We start from the raw sequence: 26,390 nt of genomic DNA, 5'->3' as shown, positions 1-26,390 counted from the left end.
ATGGCCACACTGTAGATCGCTTCATTAGATCCATAAACCCGGTTAAGATGAACTAAAAGTTCTATAGGTAGAACAATAGAGATGCACGATCTCAACGATCTCTTCTACTTTGCCCAGGTGGTGGACCAGGGTGGTTTCAGCGCCGCCGCGCGCGCGCTCGACATTCCGAAGTCGCGCCTCTCGCGCCGCATCTCGCAACTGGAAGAACGCCTGGGCGTGCGGCTGCTGCAACGCACGACCCGGCGGCTGCGCCTCACGACCGCGGGCGAACGCTACCTGCACTATTGCCGCGAGATGGCGGTGTCCGCGCGTGCGGCCGAAGAGGCGATGCGCCAGTTGCAGACCGAACCCGCCGGGCCGGTGCTGGTGAGCTGCCCGGTGTCGATTGCGCAGCAACTGCTCGCGCCGCTGCTGCCCGAGTTCATGGATGCCTGGCCCGCGGTGTCGGTGCAGCTGATGGTCACGAACCGGCGCGTCGATCTCATCAACGAAGGGGTGGATCTCGCGTTGCGCGTGCGCACGCGGCTGGACACCGACGCCGAACTGGTCGTGCGTCAGCTCGGCATCGCGAGCGGCACCCTGGTGGCGAGCCCCGCGTATCTGCAGCGCCACGGCACGCCCGACACGCCGCAGGATCTGAGCTCACATGCCACGCTGAGCTTCGATGATCCGCAGAGCGAAGTGCACTGGGCACTGCGCAACGGCCGGGGCGAATCGATCGACGTGGCGCTGCAGCCGCAACTCTGCTGCAACGACTTCATCGTGCTTACCGAAGCCGCGGTGCGCGGGCGCGGCATCGCGCTGCTGCCGTCGATCGCAACGCAGGCCGAGATTCGCCGCGGCGAACTCGTCACGGTGCTGCCCGATTGGCAGTCGCCGGAAGGCATCGTGCATTGCATCTATCCGTCGCGGCGCGGCATGATCCCGGCGGTGCGCACCTTCGTGGACTTCCTGTTCGAGCGCCTGCCGCCGCGCTATCAGCAGCTGGGCATGAAAACCATCTCGCGTTGATGAAAAAAGGCCAGCTCGATCGAGCTGGCCTTGTGGTGCCGCAGCGTGAGATGCGCTTGCGGCTCAGGTGCCCGCGTTCGCGGCCACCGGCGCCTTATCGCGATTACGCCGCATGAACGCCCAGATCTGCGCGAGGATCAGCAGCGCACTCGCCGCGATGAACCAGGCGCTGATGGGACGCTCGACGAACACGCTCAGGTTGCCGCGCGAGAGCAGCAAGGCCCGGCGAAAGTTTTCTTCGACCATCGGTCCGAGCACGAAGCCGAGCAGGATCGGGGCGACCGAGAAGTCGAGGAACATGAGCAGCGCGCCGATCACGCCGAACGCGAGCACTTCCCAGATCTGGAACAGGCTGTTTTGCGTACTGAACACGCCCACCGCGATGAAGAACAGCGCGGACGGGAACAGGAAGCGGTAAGGCACCTGCAGCAGCTTGACCCACACGCCGATGAGCGGCACGTTGAGCACCATGAGCAGCACGTTGCCGACCCAGAAGCTCGCGATCAAACCCCAGAAGATGTCCGGATGCTCGGTGATGAGCTGCGGACCCGGCTGGATGCCCTGAATCAGCAGCGCGCCGAGGATCAGCGCCATCACCGCATCGCCCGGGATGCCCAGGCTCATCGTCGGGATGAAGTCGACCTGCGTCTTGGAGTGCGACGACGCTTCGGGCGAGGCGACGCCCGCGATCATGCCGGTACCGAACTTCTCGGGCGTCCGCGACACCTTGCGTTCGAGCGCGTAGGCGATGAACGTGGTGATGGTCGGGCCCGTGCCCGGCATGGCGCCGAAGACCGTGCCGACCAGGGTGCCACGCACCATCGGCATGAAGGCCTCCTTCATCTCCTGACGGCTCGGACGCATGTCGCGCACGCGCAGCTTGGCGCCCGTGCTGATGGTGGCCATGCGATTGACGCTCATCAGGAAGTCGGCGACGCCGAACAGGCCCATCGAGATCGCAACGAGTTCGAGTCCATCGGACAAGTCGATCAAGCCGAACGAGAAGCGGATCGTGCCCGTGTTCACGTCGGTACCCACCACGCCGCACATCAGGCCGAACAGCGTCATGGCGACGCCCTTGAGCGGCGAGCCGCGCGACATGGTCGCGCCGGCCAGCAGACCGAGCAGCATGATCGAGAAGATTTCGGTGGGGCCGAACTTGAAGGCGATCTCCACCAGCAGGGGCGAGGCGAAGATCATGACGATGATGCCCACCGATGCGGCGAAGAACGAGCAGATCATCGTGATGCCGAGCGCCGTTCCTCCCCTGCCCTGTTTGGTGAGGGGATAACCATCCAGGCAGGTCACGGCATGCGGCGGATGCGACGGCAGATTCAGCAGAATCGCGCCGATGGCGCCGCCGTATTGCGAACCGTAGAAGATGCCGGCCAGCATCAGGATCGCCGGCACCGGCTGCATCACGTAGGTGAGCGGCAGCAGGATCGAGATGGCGGACAGCGCCCCCATGCCGGGCAGCACGCCGATGAGGTTACCCACCAGCACGCCGAAGAACGACCACATCAGGTTGTGCCACTGAAAGGCAACACCGAAGCCGTACCAGAGGTCTTGCAATGATTGAGCGATCATGATGCATCAACCCCAACGAAAGAGCGGCAGCTGCAGTTGCAGCGCCCACCAGAACACGACGATCGCGATCACGCACATGGACGAGGCCAGCAGCAGGGCCTGCTTGATCGTGTTGGTGCGGTCGCCCAGGGCGGAGATGAAGACGATGGCGAAGGTCGCGGGCAGCAGACCGCCCCACTCGCCCAGCAGCAGAAACGCCAGGATGCCCAGCAGAATGCAGGCGCCGCCGCGCAGATCGGGAAACGCATGACCGTGGCCGCCCTCGACAGGCAGACCCTTTTCGCTGACGGCATCGGCATTGCCGCGCGAACGCGCCGACGCGGCGATCATCAGGCCGACCAATGCCAGCAGTGTGCCGATGGCCGCGGGAAAGAATCCCGGCCCCATGTGCGACAACGTGCCCAGGTGATAGTCGGTACCGGCGTATACGGCCGATGCGCCGATCAACACCATCAGCGCGCCCCCGTAGTAGTCCTTCTTGTAGTTTGAAAGCTCCACACTTGCTCCTCGCGCGCGGATGCGCGGCTCGTAACACGGCACCCTGGAATGCGGATGCCGTCGTCCCGTTGCGGGGACACGCGAGGAGAATACGAAGCGAAGCTGCTAAACAGCTTTCTTTGCGCTGTCGGCCTCCTGAATCCCAGGGTTATCACTGAGCAAGGGGATCCAGAAGACGGCGGCGAGGCCGGTGCCGCCCTGATTGTTGGGCTCGCCGTCACGCAATTCGATGTCGCCATCGTTGCGGCGCGCGAAGGCGCGGGCGATGGCGAGGCCCAGTCCCGAACCCGACGTGCTGCTGCCGCGCTCGGCGTCGATGCGGTCGAAACGCGCAAAGGCGCGGCTGCGCAATACCGGCGCGATGCCGGGGCCGTCATCGGACACGACGAACTCGGCGCGGCCTTCGACGCGCACCACCGACACGGTGATGCGCGCGCCCACGGGCGCGTAATTGATGGCGTTGTGCACGAGGTTGGACATCACCTCGTGCAGCTCCGCCTCGCTGCCCAGGACCGGCACGATGGCATCGCCATCGGTGTCGGGACCGGCATCGTCACCGCGTACATCGACCCAGCCGAGATCCTGCCGCTTTTCATGGGCCAGCGGCAGATACTGCAGCACCACGTTGCGTGCAAGCTCATTGAAATCGAGCTGCTGGCGTGGCGTGGGGTCGGCCTGGCTGGCGTGCGCGAGCGAGAGCAACTGTTCGGTGAGCCGGCGCGTGCGGCCGAGCTGATCGACGATGGCGCGCAGACCCTCCTGAGCGCGCGTGGGATCGCGTTCGCGCAGCGCATATTGCGCCTGGGTCAGCATGATGGCCAGCGGCGTGCGCAACTGATGCGAGGCATCGGCGAGAAACTGCGATTGCTCGTCGATCACGCGGCGATGACGGGCGATGTGGTGGTTGACCGCTTCGACGAGGGGCGCGACCTCGCTCGGTACGCGCGCGGCATCGAGAGGCGTGAGATCGTCGGGCGAGCGCGAGCGGATGTCGTTGCGCAGTCGCACCAGCGGACGCAATGCCCAGTTCACGCCCCACCAGACCAGCAACGCCACGAGGGCGAGCATGCGGGCGTCGCGCAGCACTTCCTGGCGCTGTGCGCTGGCTTCGGCGGCCACCCGCTTGCCGATGCTTTCGGCCACCACCACCAGCACCTGACGATGCGTGCCGCGGTAATAGAGATCGCGCAACACGGCGACGGCCCGCACGGGATCGTTGCGATAGACGGCGTCGTAGAAGATCGGGTTGCCGTTGCCGACCGGCCAGACCGGCGGCCGCGGCATCTCGGGCATGCCGGCCAGCGAGCGGCCCTCCGCGGCCGGCCCGGTCTTGCTGCCTTCAGGCCAGGGCGGATCGATTTCTTCGATGCGGTAGTACTTGCGCAGCCCGGCACGCGACTCGAGCATCACCTGGGCGTAGAGCGGCGTGGCGACCTGCAGCTCGCCATCGGGCAGGAACTCCAGGCTGCTTTCGAGCACGCGGGCGGGCTCGAGCAACGCGGAGTCGTACGCTTCGTTGGTGATGGTGGAGAGCGTGCGGTAGTCGTTCCAGCTGTCGATGACGAGCAGCATGACGACGCCCGGCAACAGCAGCGAAATCAGCAGCGCGCGAATCCCCACCAGCGGCATGCGCCAGCGCTGCGCGAACGCCGTCCGGAGGGTGCCCGGGCCAGCGTCGGCGGCGTCGTCCCCGCTGTCGGGGCTACTCTTCCTTGGCGGGCTCACTGACCGCGCTTTCCAGCATGTAGCCCAGCCCGCGCACCGTCACGATCCGCACGTCGCTGCCCGCGAGCTTCTTGCGCAGGCGGTGCAGAACGACCTCGATCGCATCGGGATTGGCTTCGCTATCGTGCGTAAAGACCTTGCCGAAGAGCTGGGTCTTGTCGACCGGGTAGCCGCTGCGCGTGAGCAATGCGGCCAGCGCCGCGTGTTCACGCGGCGTCAGGAACAGCAGCGAGCCGTCGAGCGTGAACGCGCGGCTCTCGCCGTCGTAGGACAGCGATCCGCACTGCAAGCGGGGATGCTGACGGCCCCGGCTGCGCCGCACCAGGGCGGTCAGGCGTGCCTCGAGTTCTTCGAGCGCGAAGGGCTTGGTCAGGAAATCGTCGGCGCCCAGATTGAGCCCGCGAACGCGATCCTGCAAGGCGCCCTGCGCCGTCAGGAGCAGCACCGGGGTGCGGTCGTCGCGGTTGCGCATCTCGCGCAGCAACACCAGCCCGTGTTTGTCGGGCAGGCGAAGATCCATGACGATCGCGTCGTATTCGTTGCCCGCCATCAGGCCTTCGGCCGTGCGCGCGTCGGGCGCGTGGTCGGGCAGGAACCCGCTTTGCGCGAGCGCACGCATCAACCACGACGCCATGTCGCGTTCGTCTTCAACCAGCAATATGCGCATGACCGTCTGTTTCAGCTGGCTGATTGTCCGTCGAGGTCCGCGGACCATGCACACGCTGGCGCAGGTACCGGGTCTCGTGATGGCGGCGGAAAAGAATGGCCGCCAACTCGTTCAAAGCCTGGGTATAAACCTCGCGCTTGAACTCGATCACGGCATCGAGCGGCACCCAATACTGGCTCCAGCGCCAGGCATCGAACTCCGGATGCTGCGTCGAGCGCAGGCACACATCGCTGTCACGGCCCACGAGCCGCAACAGGAACCAAATCTGTTTTTGTCCTTTATAGTGGCCGCGCCACTCACGCCGGACGAAGTGATCTGGCACGTTGTAACGTAGCCAATCACGTGTACGCCCCAAAATGCGGACATGCTCGGGCTTCAGGCCCACCTCTTCATGGAGTTCGCGATACATGGCTTGCACCGGGCTTTCGCCGTACTTGATGCCGCCCTGCGGGAATTGCCAGGCATGTTCCCGGATTCGCTTCCCCCAAAAGACCTCGTTTTTGCCATTGACGAGAATGATGCCGACATTGGGGCGGTAGCCTTCGCGGTCAAGCATGGGCCACCCCCACCGAATTCAATACAATTACAGTTGATTATACGTATCTGCTGCCACCTTTAAACATGCGCGCATCCAACTACCATCTCAACACCCTCAAAGAAGCCCCCGCCGAGGCGGAAGTCGCCAGTCATCAGTTGATGACCCGGGCGGGCATGATCCGCAAACTCGCGGGCGGGATCTACTCCTACATGCCCCTGGGCCTGAAGGTGATCCGCAAGATCGAGCACATCGTCCGTTCCGAGATGAACGACGCCGGCGCCATCGAATTGCTGATGCCGGTGGTGCAGCCGGCCGAGCTCTGGATGGAGTCGGGCCGCTGGGAGCAGTACGGCGCCGAGCTGCTGCGCATCAAGGATCGCCACCAGCGCGACTTCGTGCTGCAGCCGACCTCCGAAGAGGTGATCACCGACATCGCGCGCAACGAGATCCAGAGCTACCGCCAGCTCCCGATCAACTTCTATCACATCCAGACCAAATTCCGCGACGAGCGCCGTCCGCGCTTCGGCCTGATGCGCGGCCGTGAATTCACCATGAAAGACGCCTACTCGTTCGATCGCGACGAGGCCGGCGCCCAGCGCAGCTACGACATCATGTACGACGCGTACATGCGTATCTTCAACCGCCTGGGCCTGGAATTCCGCGCCGTGGCGGCGGATACCGGTTCGATCGGCGGCACGCGCAGCCATGAATTCCAGGTGATCGCCGACACCGGCGAAGACCTGATCGTCTACAACCCCGAGTCCGACTACGCCGCCAACATCGAGCTGGCCGAAGCGCCCAACCTGCTGCCGCAACGCGCCGCCCCCGGCGAGCCGCTGGCCGACGTGCCCACCCCGGGCGCGGCCAAGTGCGAAGACGTGGCCAAGCTGCTGGGCATGCCGCTGGCCCAGACGGTCAAATCGATCGTGCTGGCCACCGAAGAGGAAGGCAAGCCGGTCCAGGTGTGGCTGCTGCTGCTGCGCGGCGACCACGAACTCAACGAGATCAAGGCGTCCAAGGTGCCCGGTCTGGCGGGTTACCGCTTCGCCACCGAAGCCGAGATCGTCGAGCATTTCGGTTGCAAGCCGGGCTATCTCGGCCCGCTGAACACCGTGCGCCCGGTGCGCCTGGTGGTCGACCGCACCGTTGCCAACATGGCCGACTTCGTCTGCGGCGCCAACCGCGAAGACTTCCACATCCGTGGCGTCAACTGGGGCCGTGACCTGCCCGAGGCCGAATTGGTGACGGATCTGCGCAACGTCGTGGAAGGCGACCCCTCGCCCGACGGCAAGGGCCACCTCGCCATCCAGCGCGGCATCGAAGTGGGTCATGTGTTCTTCCTGGGCACCAAGTACTCCCAGGCGCTCAAGGCCACCTTCCTGGATGAGACCGGCAAGCCGGCGATCATGCAGATGGGCTGCTACGGCATCGGCGTGACCCGCATCGTGGGCGCCGCCATCGAGCAGAACCACGACGCCCGCGGCATCATCTGGCCGCGCGCGATCGCCCCCTTCGAGGTCGTGATCTGCCCGGTGGGCTGGGGCAAAAGCGAAACCGTTCGTAACAAGGCCACCGAGCTCTACGAGTCGCTCAAGGCACGGGGCGTGGACGTCATTCTCGATGACCGCGATGCGCGCCCGGGCGTGATGTTCGCCGAATGGGAATTGATCGGCGTGCCGCTGCGGGTCACCGTGGGCGAACGCGGCCTGAACGATGGCGTGATCGAGGTGCAGGCACGCCGCGAAAGCGAGGCCGCGAAGATTCCTGCAGAAAGCGCGCTGCAAACTGTACTGGACAAGCTCGAAACGCTGTAGACTGCGCCCCCGGGCCACTCTGGCCCGGGTTACTACGCCGTCTTCATCCATCGTGAGTTCTTCGACGCCCGCCGAATCCACCCTGCGCATCCGTGTCTACTACGAAGACACCGACGCCGGCGGGGTGGTTTTCTACGCCAACTACCTGAAGTTCTTCGAACGCGCGCGCACCGAATGGCTGCGCGAGCTCGGCGTGGAGCAATCCAACCTGGCGCGCGACGAGGGGCGGCTGTTCGTCGTGACCAACCTGGACATGGCGTACCGCAAGCCCGCCCGTCTTGATGACTTACTGACAATCACCAGTCGTGTTACACGTTTGGGCGGAGCTTCGATAAACTTCGCGCAGCGCGCCTCGCGAGACGGGGAACTGCTGGCCGAAGGGCAAATCCAAGTGTGTTGCGTCGACTCGGCTCGCATGCGCCCGGCCGAGTTGCCGCCCGCGCTACGTGCAAAACTGGAATTTCTTCAGGGATAACCATGCAAGTCACCAACGACATGTCGTTGCTTTCGCTGATCTCGCACGCTAGCGTGCCGGTACAGCTCATCATGTTGATGCTTCTGGGCATTTCCATCCTGTCCTGGACCTACATCTTTGCGAAGCGCATGGCCATCAAGCGTGCGCATCAGCAGACCCGCCGCTTCGAAGACGATTTCTGGTCGGGTGGCGATCTGGCCATGCTGCAACAGGCGGTCGCCTCGCGCCGCGACGAACAGGGCGCCCTCGCCCGCATCTTCGATGCCGGCATGACCGAATTCCTGAAGGCCCGCCGCGGCGGTGGCGCTGGCGACATGCTGGACGGCCCGCGCCGTGCCATGCGCGCCGCCTACCAGCGCGAGATGGATTCCCTGGAATCGCACCTGAACTTCCTGGCCTCGGCCGGCTCGGTCAGCCCGTACATCGGTCTGCTCGGCACGGTCTGGGGCATCATGCACGCCTTCATCGGCCTGTCGAACATGCAGCAGGCCACGCTGGCTTCCGTCGCGCCCGGCATTGCCGAAGCGCTGATCGCGACCGCCATCGGCCTGTTCGCCGCCATCCCCGCGGTGGTGGCCTACAACCGCTTCACCAACGACATCGACCGTCTGTCGATCCGCTTCGATAGCTTCGTCGACGAATTCCTGAATATTCTGCAACGGCAGGTGCGCTGATGCCCTCGGTACGCTCGGGCGGCCGTTCGAGCCGCCGCATGAAGGCCGACATCAACGTCGTTCCCTATATCGACGTGATGCTGGTTCTGCTCGTGATCTTCATGGTGACCGCGCCACTGATCACCCCGGGTCTGATTCAGCTGCCCTCGGTGGGGCAGGCGTCCGACGTGCCTGCCACGCCGCTCGAGGTGCAGATCGACGAGGCCGGCAAGATCTCGGTGCGCATGCGCGAGCCGGGCGCCACGCCGACCGAGATCGCGTCCACGGCGCTGGTCTCCGAAGTGCAGTCGCGCATCACGGCCGATACGCCGGTGGTGATCGCCGCCGACGGCAAGGTGCCCTACGAACAGGTGGTCAAGGTCATGGACGAACTGCGTTCCAGCGGCATCACCAAGCTGGGCCTGCTGGTCGACCAGGGCGGCGCAGCTCAAAGCCAGGCGAAACCCGCCCAGAAACGTTAATCGGCCGCCGCGCCAGCCTTTGCGACGCTCATGACGCCACCTCTTTTCAAGCACGACGACACCGCCCCTGCCACGCCCGAAAAGCAGGACAACCGCAAGGCCCTCGGCCTCGCGGTGGGGGTGCACGTCCTGCTCCTGATCGCGCTGATTTTCGGCGTGAACTGGCGTTCGGAGAATCCGGGCCCGGTGCAGGTCGAGCTGTGGGCGGACGGCAATTCGCCGGTGTCGCCCCCGCCGCCCAAGGAAGACCCCACGCCCGAGCCCAAGCCGGACCCGACGCCCACGCCTCCGCCCGAGCCGGATCCCGCGCCGCCGCCTCCGCCCCCTCCGCCTCCGCCTCCCCCGCCGCCGCAACAGACGCAGCAGCCCAAGGAGACGCCGGATCCCGAAATCGCGCTCGAAGCCCAACGCAAGAAGCGCGAGGAAGAGGAAAAGGCGCGTGAAGCCGCCGAGGCCGCCAAGGAAAAGCAGCGTCTCGAAGAAGAGCGCAAGGCCGCCGAGCTGAAGGAAAAGCAGCGCATCGAGCAGGAGCGCAAGGCTGCCGAAAAGGCCGCGGCCGAGAAGGCTGCCGCCGAGAAAGCGGCCGCCGAGAAGAAGGCCAAGGAAGAGCAGGCCAAGAAGGACGCTGCCGAAAAGGCCGCCGCCGAACAGAAGGCGAAGGAAGAGGCCGCCAAGAAGGAAGCCGCCGAGAAGAAGGAAGCCGCCGAAAAGGCCGCTGCCGAGAAGGCGGCTGCCGAGAAGAAGGTCAAGGAAGAGGCTGCCAAGAAGGCCGCCGCTGAGAAGGCGGCCGCCGAAAAGGCCGCCGCCGAGAAAAAGGCCAAGGAAGAAGCCGCCAAGAAGGCTGCCGCCGACAAGGCACTGCGCGACGCGTTCCGCAACGATGCCCTGGGCGCCGCCGGCATCCCGGGTGGCACGGCGGATCGCAACCAGGCGGGTGGTGGTCGCGACGACGGCTACGGCGCCAAGGTGCGTGCCTGCGTGCAGCCGGGCGTGGCATATCCGACCCCGCCGCGTGCCGGATCGTCCAATCCGACCGCCCAATACCGGGTACAGTTGAGTAATGATGGATCGGTCAAGGGCGTGACGCTCACGTCCTCATCGGGCAATACCGGCTTCGACCGCGCGGTCGAGACCGGCATCCGCCGATGCAATCCGTTCCCCAAGCCTTCGACGGGCCGCTACGAGCCCATCATCGACGTTGTATACCGTATGTATGATTGACAGGAGATCGCCGACCATGACACCCGCATCCCGACGCACCCTGCCGGGGATCTTGCGATCGTATGGCCTCGCATTGGTGCTGCTTGTCGCCGCCATGCTGGCCTGGCATCCGGCCCACGCACAATTGCGCGTGGACATTTCCGGCACCGGAGCCACTCAGTACCCCGTAGCCATCGCCGACTTCGCCGGCGATGACACGCGAGGCCGCGCGCTGGCCGAAGTGATTCGCGCCGATCTGACCCGCACGGGCCAGTTCCGCCTGATCAACGCCGCCGGCGCCAACCTGAATGTCGATTCGCAGCTCGCCTACGACGACTGGCGTGGCCGTGGCGCTGACTTCATCGCCTATGGCACGATCACCCGCACGGCCGACGGCCGTTACGACGTCCGCTATCGCCTCGGCGATACGGTCAAGAAGGGCCAGCTCGACGGCGTCGCGTTCTCCGGCACCGAACAAGAGCTGCGCCGCGTGGCGCACCAGATCGCCGACCGCATCTACGAAAAGATCACCGGTGTGCGCGGCGTGTTCTCGACCCGCATCGCCTACGTGCTCAAGCAAGGCAGCACGTACGAGCTGCAGGTTGCCGACGCCGACGGTCAGAATCCGCAAGTCGCGCTGCGCTCGCGCGAACCCATCATTTCGCCGTCCTGGTCGCCCGATGGCAGCAAGCTCGCCTACGTGAGCTTCGAGTCGGGCAAGCCGGTGGTGTACTCGCACACGCTCGCCACCAGCGCGCGCGTGCCGGTCGCCAACTTCAAGGGCAACAACAGCGCACCCGCGTGGTCGCCCGACGGCAGCCAGCTCGCCGTGGCCCTGACGCGTGACGGGCTGTCGCAAATTTACATCGTCAATGCGGCAGGTGGCTCAAATATGCGCCGTATTACACGTTCTCCCGGGATTGACACCGAGCCGAACTTTACGCCTGACGGCCGTTCCATTATCTTTACCAGTGACCGCAGTGGCGGGCCGCAAATCTATCAAACCGGCCTGGATGGTGGCGACGCACGCCGCCTCACATTTAACGGTGGTTACAACATTTCACCCCGAATTTCCCCCGATGGATCGACGCTGCTGTACGTTGCAAGACGAGACGGCGCGTTTCGGATCGCCTCGCTGAACCTGTCCTCCGGGACCGAAAACCTGCTGACCGATGGTCGTGACGATCAGTCGCCGAGTTTCGCCCCGAATGGAATGCAGGTCCTCTACGCCACCATCCAAAATGGACGTAGCGTTCTTGCAGGAGTCTCGAGCGATGGCCGCGTGCGGCAGACTCTGTCAGTCCTGAATGGGGAAATACGTGAACCAACGTGGGGCCCATTTACCCGATAACACGTGTGACTCTCTTTAGAAAGGAACTATCATGAAGTCGCGCATTGCCAAAAGCCTGACCATCGCTGCTCTTGCTGCCACGCTGGCCGCTTGCAGCTCCGTCCCTCTCGACGACAAAGCTGGTCAGGGCAGCGGCTCCGGCCAGGGCTCGTCGGCCTCCGGCCAGATCCTGGATCCCTTCAACCCCCAAAGCATCCTGGCGCAACAGCGCTCGGTGTACTTTGACTTCGACAGCTACACGGTGTCGGACCAATACCGCGGCCTGGTCGAAACCCACGCCCGTTACCTGGCTTCGCATCCGCAACAGCGCATCAAGATCGAAGGCAACACCGACGAACGCGGTGGCGCGGAATACAACCTGGCCCTGGGCCAGCGTCGTGCCGATGCTGTCCGTCGCATGATGACGCTGCTCGGCGTAACCGACAATCAGATCGAAACGATCTCCTTCGGCAAAGAAAAGCCCAAGGCGAGCGGCTCGTCTGAAGCTGACTTCGCGGAAAACCGCCGCGCTGATATCTCGTATCAGCGCTAAGTCCTCGCGACTGTAAGTGCCCCACCCTGCGTCGGGACGGTCAACCGGCCGTCCCGACGTTCTGCTTTTCAAGACCTGGAATTTTTATGCGAGATCGAGTCCTGTCCATGCGATCCCTGGTCCTGAGCGCAAGCCTCGCTTGTGCCGGCCTGGCGGCCCCCGCCCATGCCTTCGCCGACGATGAAGCCCGCCGGGCCATCCTCGAACTGCGCCAACAGGTGCAGCAACAGAACGAACAAAACCAGCGTGCGCGCCTGCAACTGGCCGACCAGATCCAATCGCTGCAGCAGGAAATCGCGCAACTGCGCGACCAACTCGAACTCGTCTCGCGCCAGCAGCCCAACTCGGGCGGCGCGCAAGGCCAGCAGCAACACGCGGGCAATCCGCCCGGCGTGAATGCCGCCGACCCGCAGGAACAGGCCGCCTACGACGGCGCCATCGACCTGTTCCGCAAGGCGCAATACAAGGACGCCGCCGAATCGCTCGCCGCGTTCGTCGCGCTCTATCCCAAGAGCCCGCTCGCCCCGACCGCGCAGTTCTATCTGGGTAGCAGCCGCTACGCCATGAAAGACTTCAAGGGCGCGATCGAGCAGCTCAACACCCTGATCCAGAACTCGCCCGACAATCCGCGCGCGCCCGATGCGCTGCTCGTGATCGCCGGCAGCCAGATCGAGATGAACAACCGCGCGGGCGCCAAGACCACGTTGCAACGCATCGTGCGTGACTACCCCACCGCGCCGGCCGCCAACACGGCCAAGAGCCGCCTGCAACTGCTGCAGTAATGCCAGGTCCGCCGGCGCGCGCCGACGAGCCGACGGCGGCCGATCCAACGGCCGCCGCCTATCGCGGCCTCGCCGGCCGGCGCCGGCTGCACGCCCTCGTGCTGCTGGCCGTCGCGCTGGCCTGTCTGGCCGCCGACATTCTTCTCGGGCCGTCCGGCCTCACCCTCTCCGATCTGTTCACCGCCCTGCTATCCCCCGATGCGGCCGACGCCAGCACGCGGGTGATCGTCTGGGACATCCGCCTGCCGCAAGCCGCCATGGCCGCGCTGGTCGGTGCAGCGCTCGGCCTGGCCGGCGCCGAGATGCAGACCATCCTGAACAATCCGCTCGCCAGCCCCTACACGCTCGGCGTGTCGTCGGCGGCCGCGCTGGGCGCCTCGCTCGCCATCGTGCTGCAGACCGGCGTGCCGGGGCTGCCGCTGGACTGGCTGGTGCCGGTCAATGCTTTCCTGTTCGCCGCGCTTTGCGGCCTGCTGCTCGACGCCGTGGCCCGGCGGCGCGGCATTGGTACCGCCGCCATCGTGCTGTTCGGTGTCGCGCTCGTCTTCAGCTTCAATGCCCTGACCTCGCTGATCCAGTTCGTGGCGAGCGCGCAGGCCTTGCAGAATCTGGTGTTCTGGACGCTGGGCAGCATGACGCGCGCCAACTGGGGCACCGTGGCGCTGATGGCCGTGGCGCTGGCGGCGGCCCTGCCGTTCGCCCTGTCGCAGGCCTGGCGACTGACGGCCTTGCGCCTCGGTGAAGAGCGCGCCGCCAGCTTCGGCGTGGACGTGCGCCGCGTGCGGCTCGGCGCCATCGCGCGGGTGAGCGTGCTGTCCGGCCTGGCCGTGGCGTTTGTCGGCACCATCGGCTTCATCGGGCTGGTCGCGCCGCACATCGCGCGACGCCTGTTCGGCGAAGACCACCGATATTTCCTGCCGGGCAGCGCGCTGACCGGCGCGCTGATCCTGTCCGCCGCATCCCTGTTGTCGAAGAACCTGCTCGACGGCGTGATCGTGCCCGTCGGCATCCTGACCGCGCTGGTCGGCGTGCCGTTCTTCATGGCGGTGTTGCTGCGCCGGCAGGCCTCGCTATGAACGCCACGCTGCAGTTGCGCGCGCTTCGGGCCGGCTACGGCCGCGCGCCCGACATCATCGCGGGCCTGGATGCCGGCCCGCTCGCGCCGGGTTCGCTGACCGCGCTGCTCGGCCCGAACGGCAGCGGCAAATCCACGCTGCTGAGGGCCATGGCGGGACTGGTGCCGCCGCGCGGCGGCGCGGTGCTGCTGGGAGATCAGGACCTGACGGTGCTGGACGCGGGCGCGCGCTCACAACGGTTGGTGTATCTGCCGCAGGGCCTGCCGGCCGACGTGCACCTGCGCGTGATCGAGTCGGTGCTGGCCGCCGCCCGCGCGCATCCGCCGGCCGAGGGCCCGCCTGCCCTCACGGCCATCACGGCCTTGCTGGAACGGCTGGGCATCGCGCATCTCGCGCTGCGCTTTCTCGATGAACTGTCGGGCGGACAGAAGCAGTTGGTGGGTCTGGCACAGGCGTTGATCCGCCGGCCGCGCGTGCTGCTGCTCGACGAGCCGCTCTCGGCGCTCGACCCGAACTACCAGTTTCACGTGATGACGCTGCTGCGCCAGGAAACGCGCGAACACGGCCTCATCACCGTGGCGGCGCTGCATGACCTGAACGCGGCCCTGCAGCACGCGGATCATGTGTGGATGATCCGGGCGGGCGCCCTGCATGCGAGCGGCGCGCCCGAGGCGGTGATCACCGCGCCGGGGCTGGCCGACGTGTACGGCATCGCCGCGCGCGTGGAGCGCTGCTCGTCGGGACGGCCGCACGTGCTGGTCGATGGGCTGAGCACCGGGCTGCACTGAGCGGGGGCTCTGCCGACGCGCGGCGGGTGCGAGGCGAGCTGGCGCTGCGGCAGGCTCAGGCGCGTTGCGCCACATCGGCTTGCGACGCGCCGGTCATGCGGGCCAGCTGATCCGGCGTGAGGTTGAACACCGCGTTCGGATGGCCGGCCGCGGCCCACAGGCTGTCGTAACGGAACAGATCGGTGTCGAGCAGCATCACGGGCTTGGTGGCATGGCCGATCGGGCATACGCCGCCGATGGCATAGCCGGTGGCCTCGCGCACGAAGCGCGCATCGGCCTTGCCCAGCGCGCCCACCAGCGCGGCGACCTTGGCCTCGTCGACCCGGTTGATGCCGCTGGCCACGACAAGCACCGGCGCGTTGTCGGAGAGGCGGCGGAAGATGATCGATTTGGCGATCTGCGCCACTTCGCAGCCCAGGCCGGCGGCGGCCTCCGCGGAGGTTTTGCCCGTCTGGGGCAGCATCACCACGGGCCGGTCGTGTCCAAGCTCTTGCAGCAAGCGCGCCACACGGCGGGCCGACTCGGGCAGGGATTCCAGATCGGGCACATCCATCGCAATCGTCTCCTCGGGACCTGTTGACTGCGCAAAGTGTATCGCGGCGCTAGAATCCCAGGCTTGCTGGCAAGACCGACCCATGCGTTCCGAACCTCAACTCGACCTCCAGACCGTCGCGCTCGACGGTTATCCGCTCACCTACACCGAGTCCACGGGCAACGCCCAGGGCGCGCCGATGGTGCTGATCCACGGATCCTTGTGCGACTGCCGCTACTGGAAGCCGCAGCTGGGGCCGCTCGGACGGCAGTTCCGCGTGTTGGCGCCCTCGCTGCGGCACTATTGGCCGGAAGCGTGGGATGGCGAGGGCGCGGACTTCTCGATCGCCCAGCACACGGCCGACGTGAGCGCCCTGATCGAAACGGTGGCCGGCGAGCCCGCCCATCTCGTGGGGCATTCCCGTGGCGGCCGCATCGCCATCGATGTGGCGCTTGCCCGCCCGGACCTGGTGCGCAGCCTGATCCTGGCCGACCCCGGGCTGTCGCTGCCCGGCGAAGATGAGCGGGGCGATTTCCGTCAGCGCGCGCTCGAGCACATACGCGCCGGCGACGCGGACACCGGCCTGGCGCTCTTCATCGATACCGTGACGGGGCCCGACACCTGGCGCCGCATGGTGCCGTGGTTCAAGGACATGGTGCGCGACAACGCAGCGACGCTGCTGGGCCAGGCGGTGGAACCGCCCGCCCCGCTGGACCTCGACGCGCTCGCGGCGCTCGGGCTGCCCACGCTGCTGATCGGCGGCGCGCTGAGCCCGCCGCCCTATCCCGCCTTCATCGAACGCCTGCAGACGCTGATGCCGCAGGCGCAGCGCGTGGCGATCACCGGTTCATCGCATGGCATGAACCTCGGCAACCCCCGCGCCTTCAATCAGGCGATCCTGGATTTTCTGGGCGCCTGACCCGCGGCTGCACTCAATGCGCGGCACCGCCGCGGCGCTGGCGCGCGCGGCGCGCCAGCATGTTGAGGCCCTCGACCAACGCCGAGAACGCCATCGCCGCGTAGATGTAGCCCTTGGGCACGTGCGCGCCGCAGCCCTCGGCCACCAGCACCATGCCGATCATCAGCAGGAAGGCGAGCGCCAACATCACGATGGTGGGGTTGCGCTCGATGAACTTCGCGAGCGGATCGGCCGCCAGCAGCATCACCGCCACGGCCACGACCACGGCGATCACCATGATCGGAATGTGCGGCGTCATGCCGACCGCCGTGATGATGCTGTCGACGGAGAACACCAGGTCCAGCATCAGAATCTGCCCGATCGCGGCGCCGAAGCCGATGGTCTGGCGCGAGCTGTCGTACACGTCGCCACTGGGCGTGGGGTCGACGTGATGATGGATTTCGCGGGTGGCCTTCCAGACCAGGAACAGGCCGCCCGCGATCAGAATGATGTCGCGCCACGAAAAGCCCTGGCCGAACAGCTCGAACACCGGCGTGTTCAGGCGCACGATGAACGCCACGGTGCCCAGCAGTGCGAGGCGCAGGATCAGTGCCGCGCCGATGCCGATGCGGCGGCCACGGCTGCGCTGCTCGGGCGGAAGCTTGTTGGTGAGGATGGAAATGAAGATCAGGTTGTCGATGCCGAGCACGACTTCCATGGCGATCAGGGTGGCCAGAGCGGCCCAGGCGGCGGGGGATTGAGCGAGCGAAAGCAGGTAATCCATCATCTCTTGGAACTCCGTGGGTCCGTACGATGCCCGCATGGGCGGTCTGCGCTGTCGGCCTATGATAGCCGCGCCGCATGACTACGGTTATGCTCGAATCAACCTGAAACGAAGTGTCCGCGCAAGGCGCGGATCGGCTGGAGTACTCGATGGAATCCGTGTGGCAGGAAATCTGGTTTACCGTGCGTGGCGAGTTTGCGGATATCCCCGACGTGGGCGAGGCGACACGCGTGATTCTGCGCTTGCTGGTGGCCACGATTCTGGGCGGCATGATCGGTTATGAACGCGAACGCAGCGGCAAGCCGGCCGGCCTGCGGACCCACATGCTGGTGGCGCTCGGCGCCGCGCTGTTCGTGCTGGTGCCGGTCCAGAATGGCATGGAAGTGGCCGACTTGAGCCGGGTGCTGCAGGGCGTGATCGCCGGCATCGGCTTCCTGGGCGCGGGCGCCATCATCAAGCTCTCGGGCGAACGCGAGATTCACGGGCTGACCACCTCGGCCAGCATCTGGCTCACGGCCGCGGTCGGTGTGGCGGCCGGCATGGGCCGCGAGGCCACTGCGGTGGTGAGCACGCTCATCGCGCTGTTCGTGCTGGCGGTGATCCATCGCTGGGAAAAACACATCGCGGCCAACAACGAAAAAAGCGTGATCGCCGAGGCGCGGCCGCCGCGCCAGTGATCAGGGCGCGACCGACGCCGTCTGCTTCAGGCGCCGCAATACGAAGGTCGAACGGCTGTGCCGCACCCCGGGCAGCTTGTAGAGCCGCTTGCGCAGAAATTGCTCATAGCCCTCGGTGCCGGCGACCGCCACCTTGATCAGGTAGTCGTAGTCGCCGGTCACCAGAAAGGCCTCCACCACTTCGGGCAGCTCGGCGATCTGCGCGCCGAAGCGTTCCAGCGTGTCGTCGTCGTGGTGCTCGAGCGTGACTTCGATCATCACCGTGTCGGGCAGGCCCAGGGCTTTCTGATTGAGCAAGGCCGTGTAGCCCTCGATCACCCCCGCCTCTTCCAGGGCGCGCACCCGGTTCCAGCACGGCGTGGGCGACAGGCCCACCTGTTCCGCCAATTTGATGTTGGTCAGCCGGCCGTCGGCGCGCAGGGCGCGCAGAATCTTGCGGTCGGTATCGTCGAGACGAGCACCCATGGATCACCCGAAAATTATCTTTTCCTGAACACGGAATATACAGCGGAAAATTCTCCGCTTCCGGGGAATTCCCGGACAAATCGGAAGCACATTTCGGGGCACGGTCCGTAAACTGTCCTGATGCGGCCCGTATCCGGTCCGCACTGCCCGGCCCCCTGCCCGCACCACCCCGCGAGCCCGTGGCGCCGGCGTTTCCGGCATTCGACGCGCGTGATCCGCGCGGCTGTTTCATGTCCCACGCTGCATCCCATCCGTCTTCTTCGCCCGGCAGTCGCGCCGGCGCGCCGCTGGTCACCCTGCTGATGCTCGTCTCCGCCCCGGCCCTGTTCGCCTCGAACATGGTGGCCGCACGCTGGGCCCACGATATCGGCCTGCCGCCGGTGTTTCTGGCCTGCGGGCGCTGGCTCACCGCGTTGCTGTTGCTGGCGCCGTTCGTCTGGCCGGCACTGCGGCGTCATGGCCATCTGTTGCGCGAGGCATGGCCCGCGCTGCTGCCGCTGGCCCTGCTGGGCATGGGCGTGGCGGTCGCGCCGCAATACATCGGCGCGCAGTCGACCAGCGCCACCAACATCGCCCTGATCTTCTCGTGCAGCCCGCTGCTGGTGGTGCTGCTCGAAACGCTGCTGTGGCGCCAGCCGCTCGCGCCCTCGCGGGCGGCGGGCCTGTTGCTGGCCCTGGGCGGCGTGCTGGCCGTCCTGACGCGCGGCGACGCCGCCGTGCTGCAAGCGCTGGCCTTCGGCGCCGGCGACCTCTGGGTGCTGTTCGCCGCCACGGGCTGGGCCTGCTACACGGTGCTGCTCAAGCGCGCGCGCGTGCCCGCCATGCCCGACAGCCTGCGGCTGGCCGCGATGATGGCCGGCGGCGTCGTGGCGCTCGCGCCGTTTGCATTGGTGGAGGCGGTCGTGGGCACGGGCGCGGGGGTGCCTTTCGGCGATCCCCGCCTGTATGGCACGCTGCTGTTCCTGGCCCTGGTGCCCAGCCTGGGCGCGTATGTGGTGTACGGCAAACTGGTGCGACGCGCCGGCCCGGCCACCGCCGGTCTGTCGATGTTTCTGGTGCCGGCCTACGCGGCCATGCTGGCCTGGCCCGTGCTGGGCGAGCAATTGCAGGGCTATCACGCGCTCGGCTTCGGTTTGATCCTGGCCGGCGTGAAACTGGCCGCGGGGCGCAAGCGCCCACGCGGCCAGGTCGAGGCAGCCGCGGCTGCCTGAGAGGCGTCAGCTCAGCTCTTGGTGCCGCGCGCCGCCATCACCTGCTCGGCCACCTGACGCGGTGCCTCGGCGTAGTGCTTGAACTCCATCGAGTAGGTCGCCCGGCCCTGCGTGAGCGAGCGCAACGAGGTGGAGTAGCCGAACATTTCGGCCAACGGCACCTCGGCGCGCACGAGCTTGCCGCCGCCCCCCGCGATGTCGTCCATGCCCTGCACGATGCCCCGGCGCGACGACAGATCGCCCATCACGTTGCCGGTGAAGTCTTCGGGCGTTTCGACCTCGACCTTCATCATGGGCTCGAGCAGCACCGGGCTGGCGCGACGCATCCCCTCCTTGAACGCCATCGAGCCCGCCATGCGGAAGGCGTTTTCGTTGGAGTCGACGTCGTGATACGAGCCGAAGGTGAGCGTGGCCTTCACGTCGACCACCGGATAGCCCGCCAGCACGCCGGAGTTGAGCGTTTCCTGGATGCCTTTGTCGACGGCCGGAATGAACTCGCGCGGCACCACGCCGCCCTTGATCGAGTCGACGAACTGATAGCCGGCGCCCGCTTCGTTGGGCTCGAGCGTGAGCACGACGTGACCGTACTGGCCCCGGCCGCCCGACTGCTTGACGAACTTGCCTTCGACGTCGTCGACCTTCTTGCGGATGGTCTCGCGGTAAGCCACCTGCGGTTTGCCGACCGTGGCCTCGACGCCGAACTCGCGCTTCATGCGGTCGACCAGAATCTCGAGGTGGAGCTCGCCCATGCCCGAGATGATGGTCTGGCCGGATTCTTCGTCGGTGCGGACGCGGAACGACGGATCCTCTTGCGCGAGACGATTGAGCGCGGTGCTCATCTTCTCCTGGTCGACCTTGGTCTTGGGCTCGACGGCCTGCGAGATCACGGGCTCGGGGAAGGTCATGCGTTCGAGGATGATGAGCTTCTGCGGATCGGAGAGCGTATCGCCGGTCGTGATGTCCTTGAGGCCCACGGCCGCGGCGATATCGCCCGCGTAGACCTCGCTGATCTCGCGCCGCTCATTGGCGTGCATCTGCAGGATGCGGCCCAGCCGCTCTTTCTTGCCCTTGAGCGGATTGAGCACGGAGTCGCCGGACTTCACCACGCCCGAATACACGCGGAAGAAGACGAGCTGACCCACGAACGGGTCGGTCATGATCTTGAAGGCGAGCGCGGAGAACGGCTCGTTGTCGGCCGGGTGACGCTCGATCTCCTTGTCGTGGTCGTCGTGCCCCTTGATGGCGGGCACGTCGATCGGCGACGGCAGAAAATCGATCACGGCATCGAGCATGGCCTGCACGCCCTTGTTCTTGAAGGCACTGCCGCACAGCATCGGAACGATCTCGTTGGCGACCGTGCGCGCGCGCAGGCCGGCCTTGATCTCGTCTTCGGTGAGTGCCTCGCCCGACAGGTATTTTTCGAGCAGCGTTTCGTTGGCCTCGGCGGCCTTCTCGACCATTTTTTCGCGCCATTGCTCCGCCTGCGGCAGCAGCTCGGCCGGAATGTCGCGGTACTCGAAGCGCGTGCCCTGGCTGGCCTCGTCCCAGATGATGGCTTTCATCTTGATGAGGTCGATCACGCCTTCGAAGTGGTCTTCGGCGCCCACGGGCAGTTGCACCGGCACGGCGTCGCCCTTGAGGCGCTCGACGATCTGGCGCTGCACGCGCAGGAAGTCGGCGCCGATGCGGTCCATCTTGTTGACGAACGCAATGCGCGGCACGCCGTATTTATTGGCCTGGCGCCAGACGGTTTCGGATTGCGGCTGCACGCCGCCGACCGAGTCGTAGACCATGACGGCGCCGTCGAGCACGCGCATCGAGCGTTCGACTTCGATCGTGAAGTCGACGTGGCCCGGGGTGTCGATGATGTTGATGCGGTGTTCGGGATAGTTGCCGGCCATGCCGCGCCAGAACGCCGTGGTCGCGGCCGACGTGATGGTGATGCCGCGTTCCTGCTCCTGCTCCATCCAGTCCATCGTGGCCGCGCCTTCGTGCACCTCACCCAGCTTGTGGGTGATGCCGGTGTAGAAGAGGATGCGTTCGGTGGTGGTCGTCTTGCCCGCATCGATGTGGGCACTGATACCGATGTTGCGATAGAGCTCGATGGGCGTCCTGCGAGTCATGGTGGCCTCTGGGTTGTCGTGGCATTGAGGGAGGTGACGTCGGCTTTTGGCCGCCGCTACCGCCGTTGCGCCTGCTGATCAAGCATAGTACGGAGCCCTGACGGGCGCCATAAAACCTTGGTTTAGACGGTGGTCTTGCAGCGCAGACTCTCCAGATGGGGATGGCCACGAAAAAACAAACCCCCGCGGCGCGTGAGCGCGGCGGGGGCTGCAAGGCGACCTGCGCGCGGCATGACCCGGCGCGGTTCCGGCAGGACCGGGACTTACTTCTTGTCTTCCTTGACGCGGTAGACCAGCACGGCCGTGGTGGCCAGCGACAGCACCTTGGCCGTGACGCTGCCCAGCAGCAGACGCGACAGGCCGCTGCGACCGTGGCTGCCGATGAAGACGAGGTCGCAGCCTGCCTCGGAGGCGGCCTGGACGATGCCATCGGCGACGTTGAAATTGGAGACGGCGCGCGATTCGCAATTCACGCCCGCGGTGGCGGCGCGATCGACGATCTGCTTGAGATATTTGTCGGCCTGCTCGGAAGAGGCCTTCTCGTAGTCTTCGTCGGTGATGGCGTAGGCGGCGGCCATGCCGTCGAAGCCGATCGTGGCGGCGAAGGGTTGGGTGACATACAGCGCCACCACCTCGGCGCCTACGGAGCGCGCGAACGTGATGCCTGCATTGGCGGCCTGCGCGGAGAGCGGGGAACCGTCGGTCGGAATCAGGATCTTCTTGAACATGATGCTGCCAGCTCCTGTCTTGTTGGAAGTTACATGCTACCGGAAAAAGCGGGCCCGGCAACCTGTACCAAGGTAGGTGTGTTGATGGGTATCAACCCTGCTGTTGCGCGGCGACGAACAGGTTGGTGCAACGCGTGCCGGTGCGGCAGTACGCCAGGACGGGACCCGGCAGCGTCTTGAGCAACTCGGCGAAGCGGGCCACGTCGGCGGCGGTCATGGCGCTGCCGATCACGGGTTGATACTCGATCTGCAGGCCGGCGGCCTGCGCGGCGCGCGTGACGTCGGCGGCGGTGGGCTGATCGGGACCGCCTTCGAAATCCGGACGGTTGATGATGACGCTCTTGTAGCCGGCCGCGGCCACATCGGCCATATCGTCAGGACCGAGCTGCGGCGCGACGGCGAAATTTTCGGTGAGGGGTCGGATGGGAGCGGACATGGCTTTTCCTTCGAGCGGGCGCCGGAGTGGCGCGCAACCCTCGAAGTATATTCAGTTCGTGCCGCGTGCCGACACCCCCGTCCCGCCATCGCCGCGCATCAGCTCGGCCAGCATCTCGAACGACTTGGGATTCTCGATCATCGGGACCGAGAACCGCAGCATGGTCGAGGGCGCCTGACTCGGCGAAAACAGCGTGCCCGGCGCGAGCAGCATGCCGCGATCGGCCGCCGCACGCGCGACCGCCTCCGAGTCCCGGCCGCAATCGGCCCACACGAACATGCCGGCCTGCGCCTCGAACGGCACGGTCATGCCGAGATCGGCCAGCGCCCGGCTGCAGCGCCGCCGCGCATCGTCCACCCGCGCCCGCACCCGCTCGACATGACGCCGGTACTGGCCTTCGACCAAGACGCGATGCACCACGCGTTCGCCCAGCTCCGGCGAGGTGAGCCCGGCCAGCATCTTGAGATGCGTGAGTTGCTCGAGGATGTCGGCGTGCGCGGCCACATAACCCACGCGCAGGCTCGCCGCCAGCGTCTTGGAAAATCCGCCCACCAGGATCACGCGGCGCAGCCGGTCTAGTGCCGCGAGTTTCATGGCGCCGCCCGGATGCAGCTCGGCATAGGTGTCGTCTTCGACGACCATGAAATCGTGCCGCTCGGCCAGCCTCAGAATGTCGTAGGCGGCACCGGCCGACAACGTATGGCCGGTGGGGTTGTGGACGGCGGCGTTGATGATGAAGAGCCGCGGCTTGTGTTCGGCAGCCATGCGGTCGAGCAGCGCCAGATCGGGGCCATCGGGGCCGCGCGGCACGCCGATCACGCGCGCGCCGAACGCCGACAGCCGGCCGAAGATCACGAACCAGGCCGGGTCTTCGACCAGCACGGTGTCGCCCGGGCGCACCAGATGACGCGCGATCAGATCCAGGCCGTGCGTCACGCCGTTGACGGTCAGAAGATTGTGTTCGGGATGCGCCGGCACCCCCTCGCCTTGCAGCATTGCGGCCAACTGCTGGCGCAGCGGCGCGTAGCCCTGCGGCCGGCCGTACGACAGCAGATTGCCGCGTGCCGAACGCCCGACCGCGCGGATGGCGCCCGCCACCAGCTCCGGATCCAGCCATTCGGAAGGCAGAAGGCCCGCGCCGCCCGGCGCCCCCGGCGCGCTGTCGCGGAACATGTTGCGCAACAGCCAGATGACGTCGACCCGGGCCGGCGGCGCCATGTCGGCGGCGGCAGGCGCAGGGGCGGCCGTCAGCTGGCCGCCCCGCGCCCTGACGAAAAAGCCTGCGCCGCGGCGGGACTGCACCAGACCGCGCGCCACGAGCCGGTCGTAGGCCTCGACCACGGTGAAGCGGCTGACCTGCGCCTGCTCCGCCATGCGGCGGATCGACGGGAGCCGCGTGCCGGGGCGCAGCCCCTGCTCGTCGATGCGGCGCGCCAGATCGTCGGCGAGTTGCGCGACGAGGGTCTGGTCGGCCTCGCGCACGGGCTGCCAGGCTTGCGGGGACAGGGTTTCGGATGGGCTGAGCATGACAACTGTATTGGTAAACGGACCGGGCCAGTCTTAAAGTGAACCGATGAAGTGTATCGGTACTGTACCGCCAACTGTGCGTAGAGTGACAGGCAGTGTCGAGGCTGGCAAGGGCCGCCCGACTTTCTCCGGTGCTTTCATGCGATCCGCTACCTACGCCTCGTCCACGATCTCCCCCGCCGACCCGCCCCGTTGGGAGGGCTATGCCTATGGCCTTCTCGGGGTGCTCGTCTTTTCGCTCACCCTGCCCATGACGCGCGTGGCCGTCACGGAGATGTCGCCGCTGCTGGTCGGACTGGGCCGGGCGCTGGCCGCCGCCCTCCCCGCCGTCTTGCTGCTGGTGCTCACCCGCAGCCGCGCGCCACGCGGCGCCGAGTGGTCGGGCGTGATATTGGCCGCGGCCGGCATCGTGGTCGGCTGGCCGCTGGCATCGACGCTGGCCATGACCAGCGTCTCGTCCTCGCACGGCGCCGTGTTCAACGGACTGCTGCCGCTGTCGACCGCGGCGTTCGCCGCCTGGCGCAGCGGCGAGCGGCCGTCGCGCGGATTTTGGGTGTGGGCACTGCTCGGCGCGGCGCTGGTGGTGGTGTACGCCCTGCGCCAGGGCGGCGGTGCGTTCCAGCTGGGTGACGGCTGGCTGTTGCTGGCCGTGGTGCTGGGCGGCATGGGCTACGCCGAAGGCGCCCGCGCCGCGCGCACGCTCGGCGGCTGGCGCACGATCTGCTGGGCGCTGGCGGTCAGCGCGCCGGTGCTCGCCGGCCCGGTCTTGTGGATGGCCGCGCACACGCCTGTTCCCGGCGCGGCCACGCTGGGCGCCTTCGCCTACCTGGCGCTGGGCTCGATGTTCCTGGGCTTTTTCGCTTGGTATCGCGGCCTGGCCATCGGCGGCATCGCCCGCGTCGGCCAGGTGCAGCTGCTGCAGCCGTTCCTGACCGTGCTCGCCGCCGCCCTGTTTTTCGGCGAGGCCGTGCCCGCGGAGACCTTCGTGTTCGCGGTGGCGGTCATCGCCGTGATCGCGGGTGGCCGCCGGGCTCTGGTGGCGCGTCGCTGAGGTCATCATGTTCGATTCGATCCCGATGCTTTCGCTCCCGCTGCTGGGCCCGCTTGCCGCCTTCGCGCTGGTGGCCTCGATCACCCCGGGGCCCAACAACGTCATGCTGGCCTCGTCCGGGCTGACCTTCGGCTTTCGCCGCAGCATTCCGCACATGCTCGGCGTGTCGCTGGGCTTCGTCCTGCTCATGGTGGTGGTGGGGCTGGGCCTGGGTGCCCTGTTCACGCGCGCGCCATGGCTCTACACCGCGCTCAAGTACGGCGGCGCGGCCTACCTGCTGTATCTGGCCTGGCGGATCGCGCGCTCGGGCCCGATGGAAGACGGGGCTCAGCGCGGCAAGCCGTTCACGTTCATGCAGGCGGCGCTGTTTCAATGGATCAACCCCAAGGCCTGGGTGATGGCGATCGGCGTGATCGCGACCTACACGCCGCAACAGGGCTTCTTCACGAACCTGATGATCGCGGCCGTGGTGTGCGGGATCGTCAACCTGCCGAGCATCGGGGTGTGGGTCGTCTTCGGCGTGGCGCTGCGCCGCCTGCTGCACCGGCCCGGCGCCGTGCGCGCCTTCAACTGGGTGATGGCGCTGCTGCTGGTCGCGTCGCTGTATCCCGTGGCGCACGAACTGCTCGGCGCGTGAGCGCGCCGGTCCGGGCGGCGGCCAGGCGCCGCGCCGGCGCCAGAGCGATGTCATCCGCGGCGTTCTGCCCCCCAAAAGCGGCATTCCGACCGGCCGGATGACTGGGTTAGCCTTGGGGAACCCAACACACCCCGATCCGGTC

28 protein-coding genes are annotated in these 26,390 nt (G+C 66.7%); 16 read left to right on the top strand and 12 right to left on the bottom strand.

The genetic code is table 11. From position 1 onward, the window contains the following. Positions 1-81 precede the first annotated feature (81 nt). On the top strand, positions 82-1,011 hold the full coding sequence (locus CAL25_RS04405) for a LysR family transcriptional regulator (protein ID WP_094798683.1): 930 nt from the start codon (positions 82-84) through the stop codon (positions 1,009-1,011). A 63-nt stretch (positions 1,012-1,074) separates the two neighbouring features. On the opposite strand, the gene CAL25_RS04400 is transcribed toward CAL25_RS04405, so the two are convergent. The 5 genes from CAL25_RS04400 to CAL25_RS04380 form a co-directional block, all read right to left on the bottom strand. Beyond that, the gene (locus CAL25_RS04400; protein ID WP_094798682.1) at positions 1,075-2,598 is read right to left on the bottom strand and encodes a tripartite tricarboxylate transporter permease; all 1,524 of its coding nucleotides are present in this window, start codon (positions 2,596-2,598) and stop codon (positions 1,075-1,077) included. Between the two features lie 6 nt (positions 2,599-2,604). Beyond that, a complete protein-coding gene (locus tag CAL25_RS04395) occupies positions 2,605-3,051 on the bottom strand; it encodes a tripartite tricarboxylate transporter TctB family protein (protein ID WP_094798760.1) in 447 nt (148 codons plus the stop codon). Positions 3,052-3,201: 150 nt separating this feature from the next. Next, positions 3,202-4,725, bottom strand: coding sequence for a sensor histidine kinase (locus CAL25_RS04390; protein WP_249278936.1), 1,524 nt, complete (start codon positions 4,723-4,725; stop codon positions 3,202-3,204). 73 nt (positions 4,726-4,798) lie between these two features. Beyond that, a complete protein-coding gene (locus tag CAL25_RS04385; RefSeq protein ID WP_094798681.1) occupies positions 4,799-5,488 on the bottom strand; it encodes a response regulator in 690 nt (229 codons plus the stop codon). After that, positions 5,469-6,044 carry an RNA pyrophosphohydrolase gene (locus CAL25_RS04380; RefSeq protein WP_094798680.1) on the bottom strand — a complete coding sequence of 192 codons (576 nt, stop codon included), beginning with the start codon at positions 6,042-6,044 and terminating at the stop codon, positions 5,469-5,471. The genes CAL25_RS04385 and CAL25_RS04380 overlap by 20 nt, the downstream gene beginning before the upstream one ends. A gap of 65 nt (positions 6,045-6,109) precedes the next feature. On the opposite strand from CAL25_RS04380, the gene CAL25_RS04375 reads away from it, so the two are divergent. From CAL25_RS04375 to CAL25_RS04330, 10 genes are all read left to right on the top strand, one after another. Further along, positions 6,110-7,840, top strand: coding sequence for a proline--tRNA ligase (locus CAL25_RS04375; protein ID WP_094798679.1), 1,731 nt, complete (start codon positions 6,110-6,112; stop codon positions 7,838-7,840). A gap of 52 nt (positions 7,841-7,892) precedes the next feature. Beyond that, the gene (gene ybgC, locus CAL25_RS04370) at positions 7,893-8,315 is read left to right on the top strand and encodes a tol-pal system-associated acyl-CoA thioesterase (protein ID WP_094798678.1); all 423 of its coding nucleotides are present in this window, start codon (positions 7,893-7,895) and stop codon (positions 8,313-8,315) included. Between the two features lie 2 nt (positions 8,316-8,317). After that, positions 8,318-8,989 carry a protein TolQ gene (gene tolQ, locus CAL25_RS04365; RefSeq protein ID WP_094798677.1) on the top strand — a complete coding sequence of 224 codons (672 nt, stop codon included), beginning with the start codon at positions 8,318-8,320 and terminating at the stop codon, positions 8,987-8,989. Next, a complete protein-coding gene (gene tolR / locus CAL25_RS04360) occupies positions 8,989-9,450 on the top strand; it encodes a protein TolR (RefSeq protein WP_094798676.1) in 462 nt (153 codons plus the stop codon). Before tolQ ends, tolR begins: the two co-directional genes overlap by 1 nt. Before the next feature lie 30 nt (positions 9,451-9,480). Then, positions 9,481-10,671, top strand: a complete 1,191-nt coding sequence (gene tolA, locus CAL25_RS04355) for a cell envelope integrity protein TolA (RefSeq protein WP_094798675.1) — start codon at positions 9,481-9,483, stop codon at positions 10,669-10,671. Between the two features lie 16 nt (positions 10,672-10,687). Then, entirely contained in the window at positions 10,688-12,001 is a 1,314-nt protein-coding gene (tolB, locus tag CAL25_RS04350) for a Tol-Pal system beta propeller repeat protein TolB (RefSeq protein WP_094798674.1), read from the top strand. 31 nt (positions 12,002-12,032) lie between these two features. After that, complete coding sequence (gene pal / locus CAL25_RS04345) at positions 12,033-12,533, top strand: peptidoglycan-associated lipoprotein Pal (RefSeq protein WP_094798673.1); 501 nt, start codon at positions 12,033-12,035, stop codon at positions 12,531-12,533. Positions 12,534-12,619: 86 nt separating this feature from the next. Continuing rightward, positions 12,620-13,315, top strand: a complete 696-nt coding sequence (gene ybgF / locus CAL25_RS04340; protein WP_094798672.1) for a tol-pal system protein YbgF — start codon at positions 12,620-12,622, stop codon at positions 13,313-13,315. Further along, the gene (locus tag CAL25_RS04335) at positions 13,315-14,391 is read left to right on the top strand and encodes a FecCD family ABC transporter permease (RefSeq protein ID WP_094798671.1); all 1,077 of its coding nucleotides are present in this window, start codon (positions 13,315-13,317) and stop codon (positions 14,389-14,391) included. Before ybgF ends, CAL25_RS04335 begins: the two co-directional genes overlap by 1 nt. Further along, positions 14,388-15,179 (top strand): ABC transporter ATP-binding protein, encoded by a 792-nt coding sequence (locus tag CAL25_RS04330; RefSeq protein WP_094798670.1) that lies wholly within the window; start codon positions 14,388-14,390, stop codon positions 15,177-15,179. The genes CAL25_RS04335 and CAL25_RS04330 overlap by 4 nt, the downstream gene beginning before the upstream one ends. 55 nt (positions 15,180-15,234) lie before the next feature. On the opposite strand, the gene CAL25_RS04325 is transcribed toward CAL25_RS04330, so the two are convergent. Further along, entirely contained in the window at positions 15,235-15,732 is a 498-nt protein-coding gene (locus tag CAL25_RS04325) for a YbaK/EbsC family protein (protein WP_170948376.1), read from the bottom strand. An 82-nt stretch (positions 15,733-15,814) separates the two neighbouring features. Here CAL25_RS04325 and CAL25_RS04320 point away from each other — a divergent pair, with 82 nt between their 5' ends. Further along, positions 15,815-16,630, top strand: coding sequence for an alpha/beta fold hydrolase (locus tag CAL25_RS04320; RefSeq protein WP_094798669.1), 816 nt, complete (start codon positions 15,815-15,817; stop codon positions 16,628-16,630). A gap of 13 nt (positions 16,631-16,643) precedes the next feature. On the opposite strand, the gene CAL25_RS04315 is transcribed toward CAL25_RS04320, so the two are convergent. Then, the gene (locus tag CAL25_RS04315) at positions 16,644-17,393 is read right to left on the bottom strand and encodes a TerC family protein (RefSeq protein WP_094798757.1); all 750 of its coding nucleotides are present in this window, start codon (positions 17,391-17,393) and stop codon (positions 16,644-16,646) included. Positions 17,394-17,542: 149 nt separating this feature from the next. Between CAL25_RS04315 and CAL25_RS04310 the strand changes: the two genes are divergently transcribed. Beyond that, on the top strand, positions 17,543-18,070 hold the full coding sequence (locus tag CAL25_RS04310; protein WP_094798668.1) for an MgtC/SapB family protein: 528 nt from the start codon (positions 17,543-17,545) through the stop codon (positions 18,068-18,070). Here the strand turns inward: CAL25_RS04310 and CAL25_RS04305 are convergent, their stop codons facing one another. Beyond that, positions 18,071-18,535, bottom strand: coding sequence for an Lrp/AsnC family transcriptional regulator (locus tag CAL25_RS04305; RefSeq protein WP_094798667.1), 465 nt, complete (start codon positions 18,533-18,535; stop codon positions 18,071-18,073). Between the two features lie 230 nt (positions 18,536-18,765). Here CAL25_RS04305 and CAL25_RS04300 point away from each other — a divergent pair, with 230 nt between their 5' ends. After that, complete coding sequence (locus tag CAL25_RS04300; RefSeq protein ID WP_249278935.1) at positions 18,766-19,746, top strand: DMT family transporter; 981 nt, start codon at positions 18,766-18,768, stop codon at positions 19,744-19,746. 11 nt (positions 19,747-19,757) lie between these two features. On the opposite strand, the gene fusA is transcribed toward CAL25_RS04300, so the two are convergent. The 4 genes from fusA to CAL25_RS04280 form a co-directional block, all read right to left on the bottom strand. Next, on the bottom strand, positions 19,758-21,869 hold the full coding sequence (fusA, locus tag CAL25_RS04295; RefSeq protein ID WP_094798666.1) for an elongation factor G: 2,112 nt from the start codon (positions 21,867-21,869) through the stop codon (positions 19,758-19,760). A gap of 263 nt (positions 21,870-22,132) precedes the next feature. After that, positions 22,133-22,597 (bottom strand): universal stress protein, encoded by a 465-nt coding sequence (locus tag CAL25_RS04290; protein WP_094798665.1) that lies wholly within the window; start codon positions 22,595-22,597, stop codon positions 22,133-22,135. A 91-nt stretch (positions 22,598-22,688) separates the two neighbouring features. Continuing rightward, complete coding sequence (locus CAL25_RS04285) at positions 22,689-23,033, bottom strand: TIGR01244 family sulfur transferase (RefSeq protein ID WP_094798664.1); 345 nt, start codon at positions 23,031-23,033, stop codon at positions 22,689-22,691. Positions 23,034-23,084: 51 nt separating this feature from the next. Further along, positions 23,085-24,515 (bottom strand): PLP-dependent aminotransferase family protein, encoded by a 1,431-nt coding sequence (locus tag CAL25_RS04280; protein WP_094798755.1) that lies wholly within the window; start codon positions 24,513-24,515, stop codon positions 23,085-23,087. Between the two features lie 184 nt (positions 24,516-24,699). On the opposite strand from CAL25_RS04280, the gene CAL25_RS04275 reads away from it, so the two are divergent. Both CAL25_RS04275 and CAL25_RS04270 read left to right on the top strand, forming a co-directional pair. After that, positions 24,700-25,611: a DMT family transporter gene (locus tag CAL25_RS04275; RefSeq protein WP_094798663.1), complete on the top strand. Its 912-nt coding sequence runs from the start codon at positions 24,700-24,702 to the stop codon at positions 25,609-25,611. A gap of 7 nt (positions 25,612-25,618) precedes the next feature. Continuing rightward, complete coding sequence (locus CAL25_RS04270) at positions 25,619-26,248, top strand: LysE family translocator (protein WP_170948375.1); 630 nt, start codon at positions 25,619-25,621, stop codon at positions 26,246-26,248. The last annotated feature ends 142 nt before the right edge of the window (positions 26,249-26,390 follow it).

Source organism: Bordetella genomosp. 5 (assembly GCF_002261315.1).
GTDB lineage: Bacteria > Pseudomonadota > Gammaproteobacteria > Burkholderiales > Burkholderiaceae_B > Bordetella.
The sequence above is the reverse complement of the archived record's forward strand: the minus strand, read 5'-3'. Positions and strand labels throughout refer to the sequence as shown.